At 70.4% G+C, this 17,208-nt stretch carries 20 protein-coding genes; 8 read left to right on the top strand and 12 right to left on the bottom strand.

The genetic code is table 11. From position 1 onward, the window contains the following. Positions 1 to 78: 78 nt before the first annotated feature. On the bottom strand, positions 79 to 1,113 hold the full coding sequence (locus H6G99_RS02015; RefSeq protein WP_190609557.1) for a polysaccharide deacetylase family protein: 1,035 nt from the start codon (positions 1,111 to 1,113) through the stop codon (positions 79 to 81). 172 nt (positions 1,114 to 1,285) lie between these two features. On the opposite strand from H6G99_RS02015, the gene H6G99_RS02010 reads away from it, so the two are divergent. Together H6G99_RS02010 and H6G99_RS02005 are read left to right on the top strand one after the other, a co-directional pair. After that, positions 1,286 to 2,527, top strand: coding sequence for a hypothetical protein (locus H6G99_RS02010; RefSeq protein WP_190609556.1), 1,242 nt, complete (start codon positions 1,286 to 1,288; stop codon positions 2,525 to 2,527). Between the two features lie 58 nt (positions 2,528 to 2,585). Then, positions 2,586 to 2,753, top strand: coding sequence for a hypothetical protein (locus H6G99_RS02005; RefSeq protein WP_190609555.1), 168 nt, complete (start codon positions 2,586 to 2,588; stop codon positions 2,751 to 2,753). Positions 2,754 to 2,777: 24 nt separating this feature from the next. Here the strand turns inward: H6G99_RS02005 and H6G99_RS02000 are convergent, their stop codons facing one another. The 4 genes from H6G99_RS02000 to H6G99_RS01985 form a co-directional block, all read right to left on the bottom strand. Next, positions 2,778 to 3,029, bottom strand: coding sequence for a DUF6737 family protein (locus tag H6G99_RS02000; protein WP_190609554.1), 252 nt, complete (start codon positions 3,027 to 3,029; stop codon positions 2,778 to 2,780). Beyond that, positions 3,016 to 4,347 carry a S41 family peptidase gene (locus tag H6G99_RS01995; protein ID WP_190609553.1) on the bottom strand — a complete coding sequence of 444 codons (1,332 nt, stop codon included), beginning with the start codon at positions 4,345 to 4,347 and terminating at the stop codon, positions 3,016 to 3,018. Before H6G99_RS01995 ends, H6G99_RS02000 begins: the two co-directional genes overlap by 14 nt. Before the next feature lie 69 nt (positions 4,348 to 4,416). Continuing rightward, positions 4,417 to 5,670 carry a (E)-4-hydroxy-3-methylbut-2-enyl-diphosphate synthase gene (ispG, locus tag H6G99_RS01990; RefSeq protein ID WP_286190928.1) on the bottom strand — a complete coding sequence of 418 codons (1,254 nt, stop codon included), beginning with the start codon at positions 5,668 to 5,670 and terminating at the stop codon, positions 4,417 to 4,419. Positions 5,671 to 5,700: 30 nt separating this feature from the next. After that, complete coding sequence (locus tag H6G99_RS01985; protein WP_286190927.1) at positions 5,701 to 6,378, bottom strand: uracil-DNA glycosylase; 678 nt, start codon at positions 6,376 to 6,378, stop codon at positions 5,701 to 5,703. Between the two features lie 83 nt (positions 6,379 to 6,461). Here H6G99_RS01985 and H6G99_RS01980 point away from each other — a divergent pair, with 83 nt between their 5' ends. From H6G99_RS01980 to H6G99_RS01970, 3 genes are all read left to right on the top strand, one after another. Further along, complete coding sequence (locus H6G99_RS01980; RefSeq protein WP_190609551.1) at positions 6,462 to 7,640, top strand: pyridoxal phosphate-dependent aminotransferase; 1,179 nt, start codon at positions 6,462 to 6,464, stop codon at positions 7,638 to 7,640. Positions 7,641 to 7,651: 11 nt separating this feature from the next. Beyond that, complete coding sequence (locus H6G99_RS01975) at positions 7,652 to 8,323, top strand: GDSL-type esterase/lipase family protein (protein ID WP_190609550.1); 672 nt, start codon at positions 7,652 to 7,654, stop codon at positions 8,321 to 8,323. Positions 8,324 to 8,431: 108 nt separating this feature from the next. Continuing rightward, a complete protein-coding gene (locus tag H6G99_RS01970) occupies positions 8,432 to 9,493 on the top strand; it encodes a sigma-70 family RNA polymerase sigma factor (RefSeq protein WP_190609549.1) in 1,062 nt (353 codons plus the stop codon). Here the strand turns inward: H6G99_RS01970 and H6G99_RS01965 are convergent. Beyond that, positions 9,417 to 10,178 (bottom strand): TIGR00297 family protein, encoded by a 762-nt coding sequence (locus H6G99_RS01965; RefSeq protein ID WP_190609547.1) that lies wholly within the window; start codon positions 10,176 to 10,178, stop codon positions 9,417 to 9,419. The genes H6G99_RS01970 and H6G99_RS01965 overlap by 77 nt on opposite strands. Positions 10,179 to 10,269: 91 nt before the next feature. Here H6G99_RS01965 and H6G99_RS01960 point away from each other — a divergent pair, with 91 nt between their 5' ends. Continuing rightward, on the top strand, positions 10,270 to 10,647 hold the full coding sequence (locus tag H6G99_RS01960) for a hypothetical protein (protein ID WP_094584685.1): 378 nt from the start codon (positions 10,270 to 10,272) through the stop codon (positions 10,645 to 10,647). Here the strand turns inward: H6G99_RS01960 and H6G99_RS01955 are convergent. Further along, positions 10,613 to 11,428 carry a 16S rRNA (uracil(1498)-N(3))-methyltransferase gene (locus H6G99_RS01955; RefSeq protein ID WP_190609545.1) on the bottom strand — a complete coding sequence of 272 codons (816 nt, stop codon included), beginning with the start codon at positions 11,426 to 11,428 and terminating at the stop codon, positions 10,613 to 10,615. The genes H6G99_RS01960 and H6G99_RS01955 overlap by 35 nt on opposite strands. Continuing rightward, entirely contained in the window at positions 11,428 to 11,874 is a 447-nt protein-coding gene (locus H6G99_RS01950) for a DUF3531 family protein (protein ID WP_190609543.1), read from the bottom strand. Before H6G99_RS01950 ends, H6G99_RS01955 begins: the two co-directional genes overlap by 1 nt. Before the next feature lie 85 nt (positions 11,875 to 11,959). Here H6G99_RS01950 and H6G99_RS01945 point away from each other — a divergent pair, with 85 nt between their 5' ends. Together H6G99_RS01945 and hslO are read left to right on the top strand one after the other, a co-directional pair. Continuing rightward, positions 11,960 to 12,613, top strand: coding sequence for an ABC transporter ATP-binding protein (locus H6G99_RS01945; protein ID WP_094584682.1), 654 nt, complete (start codon positions 11,960 to 11,962; stop codon positions 12,611 to 12,613). A gap of 55 nt (positions 12,614 to 12,668) precedes the next feature. Further along, on the top strand, positions 12,669 to 13,586 hold the full coding sequence (gene hslO, locus H6G99_RS01940; RefSeq protein ID WP_190609866.1) for an Hsp33 family molecular chaperone HslO: 918 nt from the start codon (positions 12,669 to 12,671) through the stop codon (positions 13,584 to 13,586). 20 nt (positions 13,587 to 13,606) lie between these two features. On the opposite strand, the gene H6G99_RS01935 is transcribed toward hslO, so the two are convergent. The 4 genes from H6G99_RS01935 to H6G99_RS01920 form a co-directional block, all read right to left on the bottom strand. Further along, positions 13,607 to 14,293: a CPP1-like family protein gene (locus H6G99_RS01935; RefSeq protein ID WP_094584681.1), complete on the bottom strand. Its 687-nt coding sequence runs from the start codon at positions 14,291 to 14,293 to the stop codon at positions 13,607 to 13,609. Between the two features lie 24 nt (positions 14,294 to 14,317). Beyond that, positions 14,318 to 14,557, bottom strand: coding sequence for a hypothetical protein (locus tag H6G99_RS01930; RefSeq protein WP_094584680.1), 240 nt, complete (start codon positions 14,555 to 14,557; stop codon positions 14,318 to 14,320). A 111-nt stretch (positions 14,558 to 14,668) separates the two neighbouring features. Further along, a complete protein-coding gene (locus tag H6G99_RS01925; protein ID WP_190609541.1) occupies positions 14,669 to 16,321 on the bottom strand; it encodes a peptide chain release factor 3 in 1,653 nt (550 codons plus the stop codon). After that, positions 16,318 to 17,013, bottom strand: coding sequence for a class I SAM-dependent methyltransferase (locus H6G99_RS01920; protein ID WP_190609539.1), 696 nt, complete (start codon positions 17,011 to 17,013; stop codon positions 16,318 to 16,320). Before H6G99_RS01920 ends, H6G99_RS01925 begins: the two co-directional genes overlap by 4 nt. Positions 17,014 to 17,208: the final 195 nt, after the last annotated feature.

Below are 17,208 nucleotides of genomic sequence, written 5' to 3'. Positions count from 1 at the left end.
CCGGCTATCTGCTGGCCGAACCCTGGCAGCCACGTGCCTGGTGGCAGCTGCTCCGCCACCGGGGGGTTCCGATCGCCCTCAGCGGGATGGGCCGCCTGATGCGTTTCCTGAGGCGTTCCCCTGCAGGGTCGCCATGGCTTCGGCGGGGGTGCAGAACACGAACCTAGAGCGCTCCGGGTGGGACGTCAGAGCCTGCAGGCAGCGCTCGATTCTCGGCAGCGAATCAGGCTCGACGGGCGCGTTGGAGTGGATGGCGAAGGCCAGATAGGGCCGGCGTTGCTGGGTGATCGCCCGGTCGAGCATCCGGCTGAAATCGTTGGGAGGTCTCCAGTCCCGCCACATGGAAAGGGGGGTGTCCTGCCGCCGGTGCTGCAAACCGTTGTGGCGCAGGCGCCTGAATCTCTGCCCCAGGCTTCTCGGGCCCCAGCCGTAGCGGAGGTGGGAGGAGGTGAGGGGCAGAAGCGTGATGTCACGCTCGCCGGCTCTGGCCCTGCGGCGAAAGTCGCTGCGGGATGGGGCATAGGGCTCGCGGGGCACCCGGTAGTAGTCCGGCAGGTCGCCCGAATGGGGCGGTTTGCGCGAGTCCAGGGCATTCGGGGGCAGGCCGGGCTCGATGGTCAGATCGAAGCGGAACCCCAGGGCTTCGGCCCGGTTGATGGCCTCCGTTCCCGACCAGTAATTGCCGAAGCGCAGCGAACGGCAGGGTGTCCCGAAACTGGCGCGGTAGCCCTCAACGGCGGTGTCCAGACATTCGGCCACCCAGTCGTCATGGCCGTGGTCATCCAGCCAGTCGCCGGAGTTCTCACACCAGCGATAGGTGTGGACATGGGCGCCCAGCTCATCGCCGGCCTCGATGGCCTCCTGGAACAACTTCGGGTAGTGCTCCACGGCCCAAGAGGCACGGCCATGGGCCAGGGCCACCTGGGGATCCATCCGGATGAACCAGTTGACATGCACGGCGTCGCCGGTGAGCTGTTGCAGGGCCGATCGCCATTCCCGGATGTAGGCATGGGTGAGCTCGTAGCCCTTCCATGGCTCGGGGTCCTGACGCGAGACGAAGAACGCATCCGGTTCCACATCGATGCAGATCAGGACGGGAATCTTCGAGGTCACCACCGATCGGAGGGGAGCAGGGACGTCAGTTACTGGTGCTGCCCTGGCTGAGATTAGGCCGAACCCAATCGCCTGGCCGGGGTGCGTGGTGGCCTTCGTGTTGACGGCGGGGGATCCTTGAATTCAGGGGCAGTAACGGCACCATTGGTGCCCCGGGCACCCATCCCCGCCGATGATCGATCTCGCCAGCTACCGGCCCAGGGGCGACAAGCGCAACACCGCTTTCTTCGAGGACTATCTGCCCCGCGTCTACGTCCGGCGGGCCGCGTCGGGGCTGGAGCAGGTGGTGGGGCCGATGGCGGCCGTCGTGATCCAGGTGGACCACGGCAACGGCCTGCCCTACCTCGCGGAACTCACCCTCACCACCCCCTATCGCTACCAGGAGTGCTGGATCAACGCCACCCACCGCATTTACCTGCTCAAGGGGGGTGAGGCCTTGCCGCGGCTGATCGTGCTGGAGCCGCTGTTTGACGACTTCGAGGATGAGGTCACGCGCTGGAATGCGATGTATCCCCTCTCGATCGACAAGCCCAACGCCCGCTACATCGGTGAGATCTTCCAGGTGTCCTCCTGCCACGATCTGCGCGCCATCCTCGAACCCCAGAACATCCGCTTCGCCTATCCGGGGGAGACCGTCAACCCCTTCTATGCCTCGAAGCATCTCTGCTTCACCTTCCTCTCCGACTACACCTACAACCGGGTCGGCTATGTGGACCGGCCCCTCGATGGCCTGGCGGCCCTGGATCTGGGCGATCGGGTGCTGCTCGATGACGAGGCCCTCGAGCCCCTCACCGAAGCCGCCCGCCGCCACCGGGAACACGGGCTGGAGGGCAAGATCCTGGGCATCGACCACCTGGCCACGCGGGTGCTGGCCGGCGAGCGGGAGGATGCCATCCTCGAGTATCTGACGATGGTTCCCTACTACTACTGGGGTTCCTACGACATCGCCGAGATGAATTCCTCCACCAACGTCACCCGCCATCCGACGCTGGCGGACGACAAACTCTCCCCCGCCCGCGTCTTCACCGCCAACAACACCCCCTCCTATCTCAACTCCCTGGCCAACCTGCCCATGCCCACCGAGGACTTCGTCCGAAATTTCGGCCGGCGCATGCATCACATCGCCTATGAGGTTGTCGATGGCGACAGCAACGGGGAAAAGAACGTGGACGTGGTGGTGCGCACCCTGCGCGAGCTGGGCATCCCCTTCCTCGCCGACATGGTGGGGGAATGCGGCGACCAGCCCAACCTGCGCCAGATCTTCTCGCGCAGCTCGGCCTATTCCCTGCTGATCACCGAGTACGTGGAGCGCTGCCTCGGCTACGACGGCTTCTTCACCCGCGAGAACGTGGCGGCCCTCACCGAGGCCGCCGGCCACGCCGAGCGCTACGAGCACGGCCATGTCTTCGACTGAGGCGCCCAGCCGATGAGAATGTCCGTTAAGCTGGCGTCATCTTTCGTTACGCGCCGACATGGGTGAGCTGATCGAGGTCGCGGGCGCCACCCAGAATCCCCTGATGCTGCCGGCCTTCCTGGGGGTGCTCGGCCTCGGCTTCTTCGCCCTGCTCCAGTCGTCCGCCGGCAACAACGACGACGACGACTCCTCCCCCGGCGGTGGCCTGATGCAGCCCGTGGCCTGAGTCCGGCGGCTCAGCTTCCGCTCTTCAGCCGCTGCTGCTGGCCTGCTCCTGCTTCCAGGCAGCCGGCATCAGCACCAGGAACAGCAGCCACCAGGCGGCGATCACCACCGACACCCCGGCGGTGAGCCACCACAGGTGCAGAATCATCCAGCTGCCCGTCACGATGGCCAGGCCGGTGAGCAGGATGCTCCACGGCTGACACCACCACGGCTTGAGGTCCCAGACCGAGCCGGGCGGGGTGCCCGGCTCGTGCTCCAGCGGCTCAGGGTTTGGCAAGGGCCGCCGGCAGGTTGGCGCTGCCGGGCTCGAAGGCCTTCTGCAGAGCGGCCCCGGCCTGCAGCTGCTTGCGCAGGGTGGACTCGGCCACCCGATACTGGCTGTCGCGGTTGGTGCCGATGTCCTCCAACCTGAGGCGCTGGACCTCCTGCTCGGTCATCTTCACCGGCACGTCCGGGTTGATGCCGTGCTTATGGATGTCCCGGTTGCGGGGCGTCAGGTACTTGGCGATGGTCACCGTCATGCCCGAGCCATCCGAGAGCCCGCGGACGGACTGCACCAGACCCTTGCCGAAGGTCTTCTGACCCACCAGCACGGCGCGGTTGTTGTCCTGCAGGGCGCCGGAGAGGATCTCGCTGGCGCTCGCCGAACCCTCGTTCACCAGCACCACCATCGGCTTGGTGGTGAGGGCCTGGCCGGTGGCCCGCTTGACGTCCTGGATGCCGTCGCGGGTCTTGGTGGAGACGATGATCCCTTCGTTGATCCACTGGCGGGCGATCTCGACGCTCGCCACCAGCAGCCCGCCGGGGTTGCTGCGCAGGTCGAGCACATAGCCCTGAACCCCCTGGGACTCCAGGTCCCGCACCGCCGCCCGCATGTCCTTGGTGGCGGTGGCACTGAACTGCTTGAGGCGGATGTACCCGATCCGGGTGCCATCGGGTGCCGTGTTCACCTGGTGGGTGACGGCATGGATCTCGATCAGCTCCCGGGTCAGGGGGGTGTCGAGGTTCTGGCCCTTGCGGCGCAGCACCAGGTTCACGGTGGTGCCCGCCTTGCCCCGGATCAGCTTCACCGCGTCCTCGGTGCTCATCCCCTTGGTGCTCTTGCCGTCGATCGAGACGATCACGTCCTTGGGCTGCACCCCGGCCCTGGAGGCCGGCGAACCCTCGATCGGCGAGATGACGACCAGCTCCTTGGTCTCCTTGTCGACGCTCAGCTGGATGCCCACCCCGGAGAGCTCCCCGGAGGTGTCGATCTGCATCTCCTTGAACTCCCGCGGGTCCAGGAAGCGGGTGTAGGGATCGTCGAGGGTGCCGAGCATGCCGCGGATGCCCTCGTAGGCATCCTTGGGGGTGCTGTAGCTCTTGGAGAGCACGCTGCGGCGCAGCTTGCGCCATTGCTCAGGTGTGTACTTGCCCGTGGTGTCCAGGTAGTCGCGGAAGACGATCTGCCACGCCTGGTCCATCACCTCCTTGGGGCTGTCGCTGATCGACACGGTTCCGGTGGGGGTCAGCACCATCTCCCGGGCCATCACCGCCGTGGCGGCGCAGGCTCCGAGACCAACCAGCACCACGACGGTGGCGCGAGCTCTGCCCATGGTGGGGATCCTCAAGGAGTCTGAAACGTGGTTCCAACGTAGCGCCGATGCCTGGGGTGGGCTCCCCGTTCAGGGGTCGACCCAGCGACCGTCCTCCTTGATCAGGGCGATCAGCGCCTCCACCCCTTCGGCCTCGGGAACCCGGCGGATCTCCTCCCGCCCCCGGTAGAGGGAAATCGTGCCGGGGGTCTTGCCGACGTAGCCGTAGTCAGCGTCGGCCATCTCGCCCGGGCCGTTGACGATGCAGCCCATCACGGCGATGTCCAGCCCGGTGAGGTGGGCGGTGGCGTTGCGCACCGTGTGCAGCACCTCCTCCAGGTTGAACAGGGTGCGGCCGCAGCTGGGGCAGGCCACGTACTCCACCATCGTCTTGCGCAGCCCCATGGCCTGCAGAATCGAGTAACAGACAGGGATCTCCTTCTCCGGCGCCTCGGTCAGCGACACCCGGATCGTGTCGCCGAGGCCCTCGGCCAGCAGGGTGGCGATGCCGGCGGTGCTCTTGATCCGGCCGTAGTCGCCGTCGCCCGCCTCGGTGACCCCCAGGTGCAGGGGGTAGTGGAAGCCCTCGGCGTCCATGCGGAAGGCCATCATCCGGTAGGCCGCCAGCATCACCGGGGCCCGTGAGGCCTTCATCGACACGACGATGTTGTGGAAGTCGAGGCGGTCGCAGATGTGGATGAACTCCATGGCGCTCTCCACCATCCCCAGGGGGGTGTCGCCGTAGGTGAACAGCATCCGCTCCGCCAGGGAGCCGTGGTTGACGCCGATGCGCAGGGCCTTGTCCTGCTCCTTCAGCAGGCTCACCAGCGGTTCGAGGGTGGTCTGGATGCGTTCGCCGATGGCGGCCACCTCTTCGGCCGTGAACTCCGTGCGGTTGGGATCGGGCTTGTCGAACACGTACAGGCCCGGATTGATCCGCACCTTGTCGACGTGCTGGGCTACCTCCAGGGCGATCTTCATGCCGTTGTGGTGCACGTCCGCCACCAGCGGCACCGGCTGGTAGCTGTCTTCCAGCCGCTGGCGGATCTCCTTCACCGCCTTGGCATGGGCGAGGCTCGGCACCGTCAGCCGCACGATCTCGCAGCCCGCCTCGTGCAGGCGGCGGATGCCGGCGGTGGCCCCCTCGATGTCGAGGGTGTCCTCGTTGATCATCGACTGCACCACCACGGGGTGCTCGCTGCCCACCCACACGTCGCCCACCTGCACGCTGCGCGTGCGCCGACGGCGGATCACCGTGTCGAAGCGGGGGTCACTGGCCCAGTCGGCCGGCAGGGGGGAGGTCCCCGGAGCGGTGGTGGTGGATGTGGCCAGGGTGCCGGTCATCTTGGGTGGGCCGGTGGTGGCCAAAGCCTGTCACAAAGAGGGTGTCGACGGTTGGTCCTGGTCCAGGCGCCGCCGCACCTCCTGCAGGTCCTGCCAGGTGAGCCACTTGGGCGAGCCCTGCTCCCGCGAGGGATTGCGCAGCAGGTAGGAGGGATGGAACACGGGCATCACCGAGCGGCCCTGCCAGGGATGCCAGCGGCCCCGCAGCCGGGAGATCCCCCCCTTGATCCCCAGCACCCCCTCCAGGGCGGTGGCGCCGGCCAGCAGCACCACGGAGGGATTGACGGCGGCGATCTGGGCGGCCAGCCAGGGGGCGCAGGCGGCGATCTCCTGGGGCGTGGGCCGGCGGTTGTCCGGTGGACGGCACTTCACCACGTTGCAGACGTAGGCATCGCGCTCGCTGTCCAGCCCCACGCTGGCGAGCATCTGGTCGAGCAGCTGGCCGGCCCGGCCCACGAACGGCCGGCCGCTGGCGTCCTCCTGGGCGCCGGGCCCCTCGCCGATCACCATCAGCCGGGCGGCCGGATCGCCGCGGCTCACCACCACCCGCTGGCGGCCCTCCGCCAGGCCGCAGCGGCGGCACTCGCGGCACTCCCGCTCCAGGGCCGCAAGGTCGGGCGTCTCCGCAGTGGCAGGCTCCGCGGTGGCGGGGGCCTCACCCAGAAGGGATGCTTGCAGGGGAGATGGTTGCAGGGGATTGCCGGCCATCGCCCCATTCTTCGGCATGGCGCAGGGCGTAGGGCAAGATGGCGGGATTGCCGAATCGCGCCCTCCAGAAGGCGCGCGCTGCCATGCCGGCCCCGTTGCCGCTCTCCGCCCGGGCGCAGGCGTTGCAGCCATCGCTCACCCTCGCCATCACCGCCAAGGCGCGCGAGCTGCGCGCCGAGGGTAAGGACATCTGCAGCCTCAGCGCCGGGGAGCCCGACTTCGACACCCCCGCCTTCATCCGCCAGGCGGCCGCCGAGGCCCTCGAGGCCGGCCACACCCGCTACGGGCCCGTGGCGGGCGAGCCTGAGCTGCGCCAGGCGATCGCCACCAAGCTGAGCCAGGAGAACGGCGTTCCCACCCGTCCCGACCAGGTGCTGGTGACCAATGGGGGCAAGCAGGCCCTCTACAACCTCTTCCAGGTTCTGCTCGACCCCGGTGACGAGGTGCTGCTGCCGGCCCCGTACTGGTTGAGCTACCCGGAGATGGCCCACCTGGCCGGGGCCAGCGTCTGCTGCCTCACCACCGATGCCAGCGGTGGCTTCCGTTTCAGCCCCGAGCAGCTCGAGGCGGCGATCACCCCGGCCAGCCGGCTGCTGGTGCTCAACAGCCCCTCCAATCCCACCGGCATGGTGCTCAGCCGCTCCGAGCTGGAGGGGATCGCCGCCGTGCTGCGCCGCCACCCGGCCGTGGCGGTGGTCTGCGACGAGATCTACGAGCTGCTGCTCTCCCCCGGCCATGTGCACCACAGCCTGGCGGCGGTGGCGCCCGACCTCGCCGAGCGGATCTTCATCGTCAATGGCTTCGCCAAGGGCTGGGCGATGACCGGCTGGCGCATCGGCTGGCTGGCGGGCGCCCGCCATGTGGTGGCCGCCGCCAGCGCCCTGCAGAGCCAGAGCACCAGCAATGTCTGCAGCTTTGCCCAGTTCGGTGCCCTGGCGGCTGTCAGCGGCTCGCGTGACTGCGTCCAGGAGATGGCGGCCGAATTCAGCCGTCGGCGCTCCCGCCTCAGCGACTGCCTGATGGCGATCAGCGGCCTCGAGTTGCTGCCCCCCGAGGGGGCCTTCTACGCCTTCCCCGACGTCAGCGCCTGGGGCCTGGATTCGATGACCCTCTGCGGGCGGCTGCTGGACGAGGTGGGGCTGGCGGTGGTGCCCGGTGCCGCCTTCGGCGATGACCGCTGCATCCGTCTGTCCTGCGCGGCGTCCCCGGCCACGATCGACGATGGCCTGGAGCGGCTGCGCCGCTTCGGCGCCAGCCTCTGAGCGCCCCGCCTGTGCAGGTGCCCAAGAAGCTGGTGGTGCTCGGCGACAGCGGGGTCTACGGCTGGGGCGATCCGGAGCAGGGCGGCTGGTGCGAGCGGCTGCGGCGTCACTGGATGGAGCTGCCCCAGGGGCCGGTGCTCTATGGCCTGGGGGTGCGAGGGGATGGGCTGGAGCGGCTGGCGGCCCGTGCCGAGGCGGAGGTGAGCCACCGGGGTGAACTGCGCCGCCAGTTGCCCCAGGGGATCCTGCTGTCGATCGGCCTCAACGACACGGCCCGGGTGGGCCGGCCCGACGGCCGCCACCAGCTGGCCCCCGACGCCTTCCTGTTCGGCCTGAAGCAGCTGCTCCCCCGGCTGGCGTCGATCGCCCCGCTGTTCGTGCTGGGCCTCACCCCGGTGGATGAGGTCGTGATGCCCTTCGCCGAGATGCTCTGGTATGACCTGGCCACGGTGCGCCATTACGAGGGCCTGCTGGAGGAGGCCTGCATGGAGGCCGACGTGCCCTTCCTGCCCCTGCTCGATGGCCTGCTGGCCGACCCCCACTGGCTGCAGTGGCTGGGCAGCGACGGCCTGCACCTCAACAGCGACGGCCACGGCCAGCTCTACCGGCGCCTGCGTTCCTGGAGGGCTTTGCTGGACTGGGCCGGGCTCGATCCCCACAGCAGCGTGACGGCTGGCTTCTGAACCGCCGGCCCGGCCGTCAGTTATCCCGGGGCGAACCCAGCCGCCATTCTTCCCCGGGCCGCTGCCGCTGGCATCACCCGATCGGATGAGAGCCGCTCCCCCCGTGGGATGAACCGCCGCCCGTGGCCGACGGCGACCCTGAAGGAACGGCCCCTCGCTGAGCCCACCGCCATGGATCGCCCCCCGCCCCCTTCGCCCCCGCCGCCGGCAGCGCTGGTGCAGAGCACCCGCCGGGTGCCGGCCCCGGATCTGTGTCCGGGCTGCCGTGAGGTCCCGGAGGCCATCGTCGATCGCCGCAGCCGCAACCGTCGCCGGCTCAAGGCGTTCGCCGAGGCCACCGATCCGGTCGTCCGGCTGCGCTGGCGCAACCTGCTGGTGGAGGACAACCTGCCGCTCGTGTACAGCATCGCCGGGCGCCAGGGCGCCGACGCGGGGATGGCCTTCGAGGACCTCGCCCAGGTGGGCAGCCTCGGCCTGATCCGGGCGGTGGAGGCCTTCGATCCCGACCGCAACGTCAGCCTCAGCAGCTTTGCGGTGCCGTACATCCAGGGTGCCATGCGCCGCGAACGGCGGGATCGGCAGCCCCTGGTGCGTCCGCCCCGGCCCCTGTGGGATCTGCATCAGCAGGTGCTGGGCCTGCAGGAGGCCCGCCGCCGCCAGGGGCTCGATCCCCTGCCGCCCGCCGCCCTCGCCGACCGGCTGGCCTGTGATCCGGCCCGGCTCGAGGAGGCCCTGGCGATCCGCCGGGCCGCCCGGGTGCGCAGCCTGGATGCCCCCCTTGGCCCGGGTGGTGGCGAGTCCGAAGCGGCCAGCTGCCTGCTGGATCTGCTGGCCGCCCCCGCCTCCCCCTGCGGCGATGAGGCGGCGGCGGGCGAGAGCGAAGCCCGCGGCGCAGAGCGTCAGTGGCTGCGCCAGCAGCTGGCCGATCTCGATCCCCGGGAGCGGGAGCTGCTGGTGGGCCGCCTCGATGGCGGCTGCACCTGGGTGGAGCTGGGCCGGCAGCTGGGCATGCCGGCCCGCCAGGCCCAGCGCCGCCACGACGCCGCCCTCGATCGCCTCAGGCGCGCCGCCCTCTCATGGCGCCAGCAGGCCCTCAGCCCAGAGTCGGCGACAGCCACGGCACCAGCGCCATCGCCAGCAGGGCCGCCAGCAGGGTCTGGAGCCCGTTGACCACCTCATTGCTCAGCCAGCGCCAGTGACGCTGCAGGCTGGCGCCCACCACGCTCTCGGCCAGGGTGGCCACCAGCCCGACACCGCCCACCAGGGCCGCCAGCGGCCAGCCGCGGATCACCCCCAGGGCCCCCATGGCCAGGGTCATCAGGACGCTGCCCAGCAGGCTGGCGGCGGTGCCCTCCAGGCTGATGGCCCCCTCGGTGCCGGGGGGTACCGGCCGCAGGCTGGTGATCAGCACGGTGTGCCGGCCCCAGCGCTTGCCGATCTCGCTGCCGAAGGTGTCGGCGAGCTTGGCGGCGAAGCTGGCGGCGAATCCGGCCAGGAGCAGGGGCTGCATGGCCGCCGGTGCCCGGCAGGTCAGCAGGGCCAGCACCGTCCCCACCAGGGCGGAGCCCCAGACGTTCTCCGGCCCCCGGCGCCCCTCCCGCCCCTCGGCCAGCCCCAGCTCCCGCTTGCGCCGGAACCCCAGCTTCGTCACCGCGCTGCCCAGGGCGAGATACACCACCACCGCGAGCCAGCCGCGCCAGCCCAGGCTTCCCCACAGCAGGGTGCCGAGCACCCCGGCATGCACCCAGCCCGCCGGGGTGAGCAGGGGCAGGCGCTGGGCCAGGCCGATCAGCAGCCCGTTGATCGCCAGGGCCGCCAGCCAGTGGAGGAGGTCCTGGGGCGGCAGCGGCAGCATGGCGGGGGCCCGGTTGTGTTGCACAGATCTAAGCCAGGCGCTGCGGGGCGCCGGCTTCGGCGGATAATCGCTGCATCCGGCGGTGCTCCGAATGGTCTTCAAACGACCCAAGTTCTTCCTCGATCTGGGTGGCGGCGAAGGCAATCAGCCCCCGGCCGTGGTGGCCCCCCCCAAGGCCGAAGCCAAGCCAGCGGCCAAAGCCGCCCCCCAGCCTGCCGAAGCCAAGCCTGCGGCGTCTGCAGCCCCGGCGGCGGCTGAGGGCACCCCTCAGCCCGTTTCGGGTCTGACCACCGCCGAGGCGATCGCGGCCGAACTGGCCGCCGCCGAGGCGCTGCGGCCGGCACCCTCGTTGGCCACCTTCGCCCCCGACTGCGTCACCGCCGGGGGCGCCACCCCGATGAAGCGCCGCACCCCCGGGGCGAACCTGGGCGTGTTCAAGGAGATGGCGGCCGGCATGATGCGCTCCTGAGCGCTCGCCAGTCGGCCAGCAGGGCCAGGCCGGCCACCGCGGCAGTCGCCGTGCGCAGGATGGTTGGCCCCAGGCTCACCGGCTGCCAGCCGGAGGCTTCGGCCCGTTCCTCCTCCTGGGGGCTCCAGCCCCCTTCCGGACCGATCGCCAGCCGGAGGCCGGCCGCTGGTTCCGTGTCGCTCGCGCCCTCGCCCGCCCCGTCCAGCAGTTCCCGCAGCCTTTGGCTGCAGAGGGGCAGCCCCTCCCGCCGGGTGGTGGCCAGCAGGCTGATCCCGGGCGAGGGCCGGCTCAGCCACTCCCGGGCCGGCTGGGGAGATGCCAGCACCGGATGCCACAGCCGTTCGCACTGCTCGGTGGCCTCCCGCACGATCCCCTGCCAGCGCTCGAGGGGACAGCGCTCACCAGGGGCGCCACGCTCGGCCAGCAGGGGCTGAAGCCGGTCGGCCCCCAGTTCGGTGGCCATGCGCCAGACCAGATCCGCCTCCCGCCGCGGCACGGCCATGGCGAGCTCCAGGGGCGGTCCTGGCTGGGCTTCCCGAAGCAGCGGCGCCTCGGGGGCCTGCTCCAGCCGCAGGCCCCTCTCGGGGTCGAGCACCGCCGTCCAGAGTCCGCCGACACCGTCGACCAGCGCCAGCCGGTCGCCGGGGCGGTAGCGCAGCACCCGTTCCAGGTAGTGGCGTTCCGGAGGCTCCAGGGCCAGCTTGGCCAGCTCCGGGCCCCCGGCCGCCAGGGCGGCGATCCGCTCCGGGGTGATCAGCAGCCGGCGCAGCTCCCGCCCCATCAGTCTCCGGTGAACGGGCTCTCGGGCTCCTCGTCAATCGGCCAGTCCTCGTTGAGGCCGCCGATCACCAGTTCGGTGATCTCGAGAACGTCGTTGTCCAGCTGGCGCAGGGCGTTGATCAGCACATCGAGGGCCAGGGCATCGCTGGTGCCCAGGTCGACCCAGCAGCGGGCCCAGTCGTCCTGGTACTCCATCGGCCCCATGTTGTGCATCAGGGCGGGGAGACAGCGTTCGGCGGATTCGGTGTCGTAGGGGAGCCAGCCCAGGTCCACACCCCCCTCGTGGGTCTGCAGGTTCTCGGCATTGAAGCCGCCCAGCTTGCCGAGGAAGAACCAGCTGTCGAAGGCCGTTTCGACGTAGCCCCGCTCGGACCCGCCGGGCTGGTCGGCGAAGCGCAGCCAGATCCAGCAGTTGAACGGATCCACCTCGCGAAATCGGACATCCATGGAGAAGGGGAGACGGCGCGCGTGTCCCCCCATCCAACACGTTCCCGGGCGCCGGCGCCGCAGCGCCGGACGGCATGCTGGTGGGATGCTCGACGTCATCGGTCTGCGCTATCACCCGGCCACGGCGGCCGCGCCGGTGCTGCGTGACGTGTCGCTGCAGCTGGCGGTGGGAGCCCCGGCCCTGGTGGCCGGCCGCAGCGGCAGCGGCAAGACCACCCTGCTGGAGGTGCTCTGCGGCCTGGCCGAAGCCGATGCCGGCCGCATCCTCTGGCAGGGGGAGGCCCTCAACAGCCGCCAGCGCCGCTGGCTGTGCGGCCTGGTGTTCCAGTTCCCGGAACGCCATTTCCTCGGCCTGACGGTTGGCCAGGAGCTGAAGCTGGGCCAGCGGCGGCTCACCGCCGAGAAGGCTGAGGCGGTGCTGGAGCAGGTGGGTCTCGGCCACCTCTCCCTGCAGCAGGCTCCCGAGCGGCTCAGCGGCGGTCAGCAGCGGCGCCTGGCGCTGGCGGTGCAGCTGGTGCGGGATGCCCGGGTGCTGCTGCTCGATGAACCCACCGCCGGCCTCGACTGGACCGTGCGGGAGGAGGTGCTGCAGCTGCTGGCCGACCTGGCCCGGGAGCGGGCCCTGCTGGTGGTGACCCACGAACCCGAGCTGTTCCGGGGTGTGATCGACCACGGCTGGCGGCTGGAGGCCGGCGCCCTGGGGCCCCTGGAGGCGCCCCGATCCGCCTCCTTACGATGACCTGCTGATGGTGGGGGATCGGTTCATGGGAGGCCAGTTCATGGGGGCTCAGTTCATGGGGGACAGCCTGCTGAGGGCCACCGGCGCCGGCGGCGGCATCCGCATGGTCGCGGTCACCACCACCGCGGCCAGCCGCGTGGCCCGGGAACGCCACGGGCTCTCCTTTCTCACCACCGCCCTGCTGGGCCGTGCCATGACGGCGGCCCTGCTGCTGGCCAGCTCGATGAAGGTGGCCCATGGGCGTGTGAACCTGCGCATCCAGTCCGACGGACCCCTGCGGGGCCTGATGGTGGATGCGGGCCGGGACGGCAGCGTGCGGGGTTACGTGGGCCGCCCCGACCTGGAGCTCGATCTGCTCCCCGACGCGGACGGCGGCCACCGCTTCGACTTCCGCCGCGCCACCGGCACCGGCTACCTGCACGTGGTGCGGGACCGGGGCCAGGGCGAACCCTTCAGCAGCACCGTGGAGCTGGTGAGCGGCGGGATCGGTGAGGACGTGGCCTCCTACCTGTTGCATTCCGAGCAGACCCCCTCGGCCCTGTTCGTGGGGGAGACGATCGACAGTTCCGGGGTGCGCTGCGCCGGTGGGGTGCTGGTGCAGGTGCTGCCGAAGGCGGCGCGGGAGCCGGCCCTGGTGGCCCTGCTGGAGGAGCGTTGCCGGGAGATCACCGGTTTCAGCGAGCGGCTCGCCGCCAATGCCCACCAGCTTCATGCCCTGTTCGAGGACATCTTTCCGGATCTCGATCCCCAGCCCCTGGAGGCGGCTCCGATCGAGCAGCCGGTGCGCTTCCACTGCCCCTGCAGCCGCCACCGCAGCGTCAGCGCCCTGCGGCTTCTGGGCCGCGATGAACTGAGCGCCATGCTCAGCGAGGACGGCCAGGCGGAACTGACCTGCCATTTCTGCAGTGAGGTCTACCGGGTGGGGGCCGAGGAACTGCAGGAGCTGATCAACGAGCTGGCCGCTGTGGCGTGAAGACCTGGCCTGAGCAGGGCTCAGGCGATTAGGAGGGCTCCGAGCAGCAGCAGCAGGATGGCGGGAATGCTCTGCAGCTGGAGGGTGGAGACCGGCAGGGCCGAGCTCAGGGAGGGCCCCAGCCCACCGGCCAGCAGGCCTCCGAGGACCAGACCCACGCAGAGGAGGGCGAAGGACCAGCCCACCGCCGCCAGAAAGCGTCCGTTGCGCCGCTGCAGGTTGAGCAGGGTGACGCCCGTGGCCAGGGCCGTGAGCAGCTCAGGGGCGGCGCCGGGCATCAGCACCAGCAGCACCAGCAGCACCCCGTCGGCCGCCAGGGGAAGCCAGAGATCGCGGCCGCTGGCCAGCTGCAGACGGGGCAGGGAGAAGCTCGGGCGCGGCAGTCGCGAGGGGGGAAGCTGGGGCAGGCTCGGCAGGGCCGAAAGGGCGGGCCGGCTCGGGGGTGGTGAGGCCTGCTCCCGCTGGGAGGCGGAACGGGCGGCGCTGCTGACCCGCCCCTGCTGACGCTCCTTGAGCCGATCCATCAGCACGGCGTCGTAGGCGGCCTCGATGCGGGAGCGCACCATCGGATCTTCGCCGGCCTCCTGGAGCCGAGCCAGCTTGGCCTCCTGGACCGTGTCGAAGGAGGCATCCGGGGCGACACCCAGCCGCTCGTACGGATCGGAGGCGTCAGGGCCCGGATGGGGCAGGTCGGATCCTTGGTTCATACCAACGAGCGTATCGAGCCAAGGCTAAAAAAGCGGTTCACTGCGGTGATATCCGGCTTCCTGTTGCAGACGGCGACGGCAGGCCTCGGCCTCCTCGATGGCCAGGGACCGGCGCCGCTTGAGCAGGGGCATCTGGGGGGGCAGGTGGCTGCCTTCCCGCATCTCCACGGCCCCCTGGGAGGGCTGGAAGCTGACGTAATCACTGCCCCCGTCGCTGCGGGGACGCACAAGCCAGAGCGGGAATGGCGTCACGGATCGAGGCATCGCAGTGACCGTCCGTTGCGGCGTGACGATTTGTTGCTTCATTCTGCCCCCTCCGCCGGGGTTGCGCGAGGGAGGGGTTTCCCCCGCACCGACCCCAACGGCGCCCCGGGTTCAGAGGGCGATCGGCTCCACCCCGCTCACCACCGGCGCCACCCCGTGCAGCTCCAGCTCGGGATGGTCCTCCTGCAGCTGGTGCAGATTCCAGTCGTTGCGGAACAGCAGAACCGGCCGGTCCCAGGCGTCGCGGACCGTCTTGCAGTTGAACAGGCGGCCGACCCGTTCCAGGGCCGGCCAGCCGCCGCTCACCCAGCGGGCGACGCTGAATTCCAGCGGTTCGAGCCGGCTGGTGACGCCGTACTCGTTCTCCAGCCGGTACTGCACCACCTCCAGCTGCAGCTGGCCCACCGCCGCCAGGATCGGGTCCCGTTTGCTGGGATCCGTGTCATAGAGCACCTGGACGGCCCCCTCCTCCCGCAGCTCGTTGACCCCCTTGCGGAAACTCTTGAAGGCCGAGGGGTTGGGATTGCGCAGCCAGGCGAAGATCTCCGGGCTGAAGCAGGGAATCCCCTCGTATTCCACCCGCGAACCGGTGTAGAGGGTGTCGCCGATGGCGAACATGCCGGGGTTGTTGAGGCCGATCACATCACCGGGGTAGGCGTCCTCCACCACCTCCCGGTCCTGGCCGAACAGCTTCTGGGGGCGGGACAGGCGGATGGTGCGGCCGCTGCGGGCGTGGCGCACGTTCATGTCCTTCTCGAAGCGGCCGCTGCACACCCGCACAAAGGCGACGCGGTCGCGATGGCGGGGGTCCATGTTGGCCTGGAGCTTGAACACGAAGCCGCTGAACTCCGGTCGCAGCGGATCCACCGGTCCCTGGTCGCTCTCCCGGGCCACCGGCGGCTGGGCCAGCTCCAGGAAGGCATCCAGGAAGGGGCGCACCCCGAAATTGGTCATCGCCGAGCCGAAGAACACCGGGCTCAGCTCACCGGCGTGCACCCGCTCCAGATCCAGCGCCGCCCCGGCCCCCTCCACCAGCTCCAGTTCCTCCTGGGCCAGCTCCAGCAGCTCCGCCTCCACGAGCCCGGCCCGATCGGGATCGCCGGGGGCCAGGCGCCGCTCCAGGCTCTGGCGGCCCCGCTCGGCCCGCTCGAACAGCAGCAGATCCTGGGAGCGCCGGTCGATGACGCCGCGGAAGCGGTCGCCGCTGCCGATCGGCCAGTTCACCGGCCAGCAGGCCAGCCCCAGCTCCTGTTCGATCTCGTCGATCAGCTCCAGGGGTTCGCGCCCCGGCCGGTCCATCTTGTTGATGAAGGTGAAGATGGGGATCCGCCGCATCCGGCAGACCTCGAACAGCTTGCGGGTCTGGGGCTCCAGACCCTTGGCCGCGTCCACCAGCATCACGGCGTTGTCGGCGGCGGCCAGGGTCCGGTACGTGTCCTCCGAGAAGTCCTGGTGGCCGGGGGTGTCGAGCAGGTTGATCGTGCTGCCGGCGTAGTCGAACTGGAGCACGGTGGAGGTGATCGAGATGCCGCGCTGCTTCTCCAGCTCCATCCAGTCGGAGGTCACCTTGCGCTGCTCCCCCTTGGCCTTCACCGCCCCGGCCTGCTGGATGGCCCCGCCGTAGAGCAGCAGCTTCTCGGTGAGGGTCGTCTTGCCCGCATCGGGGTGGGAAATGATCGCGAAATTGCGGCGCCGGCTCACCGCCGCCGCCAGTGCCGCGGCGTCGGTGTCCGGAACGGGGACGGAGGGGGGTCGGCTGGTCATGGGGCCAGCCTGCCAGGCAGGCCGTGGCCCTGGATCTCCAGATACCGGTCGTCCACCTCCCGCACCTGAAGCCCCCCCAGCCCGGCGGCCTCCAGCTGCTCGATCACCTCGGCGGCGGTGAAGGCCGCCCGCAGGGAATGGGCATAGTCCCGCCGCAGCACCTCCGGCGCGGCGCCGGCGTGGCGGGCCACCAGGGCCTCGAGGTCGGCGGCGTTCGCCGGCCGGCGCAGATCCCTCACGTAGAGGCTGGTGTCCGGACCCGAGAGCTGCTTCACGGCTCCCCAGAACACGCCCGGATCATGGAGATGGTGCAGCAGGCTGTTGCTGACCACGGCGCTGCAGGGGCCCGCCAGCTGGGGGCTGGGCAGCACCAGCCGCTGGAAGCGCACCTGGCGGTGGGCGGCCGGCTGCGCCAGCCGCCGCCGCTCGGCGATGGCCAGCATGGCGGCCGATCCGTCGATGCCCAGCACCCGGGCCTCTGGCCAGCGCCGCGCCACAAGGAAGGTGATGTTGCCCGGTCCGCAGCCCAGATCCACGACGTTCAGGCCCTCCCCGTCGCCGCTCCCCCGCAGGGCGGGGAGGGCCGCGATCCGCTCCAGCACGGCAAGGTCACCGCTGGAGAAATCCGCCGCCGCGTAGGCCTCGGCCTGCAGCGGCTCGTCCATCAGCTCCGGTTCGCAGATCCGCTCCATGGCTCCAGCATCGCGTTCGGGCGCCAAAGGCACCGTGGCTGGTGGGGTCGGGGCGTTGCAGACCCTACCGGTGGCGTTATGGTGCGCAACACGATCCGGCCGTACCCACCGTGACCATCTCCGCCGCCCGTCCAGCCACCCCCGACACGGCGGCGACCACTGCCGGGGCAACGTCTGCCGGGGCAGCGTCTGCCG

The organism is Synechococcus sp. FACHB-909 (genome assembly GCF_014698945.1).
Lineage (GTDB): Bacteria > Cyanobacteriota > Cyanobacteriia > PCC-6307 > Cyanobiaceae > Cyanobium.
Note: the sequence above shows the minus strand (reverse complement) of the source record. Positions and strands in the feature narration are given on the sequence as shown.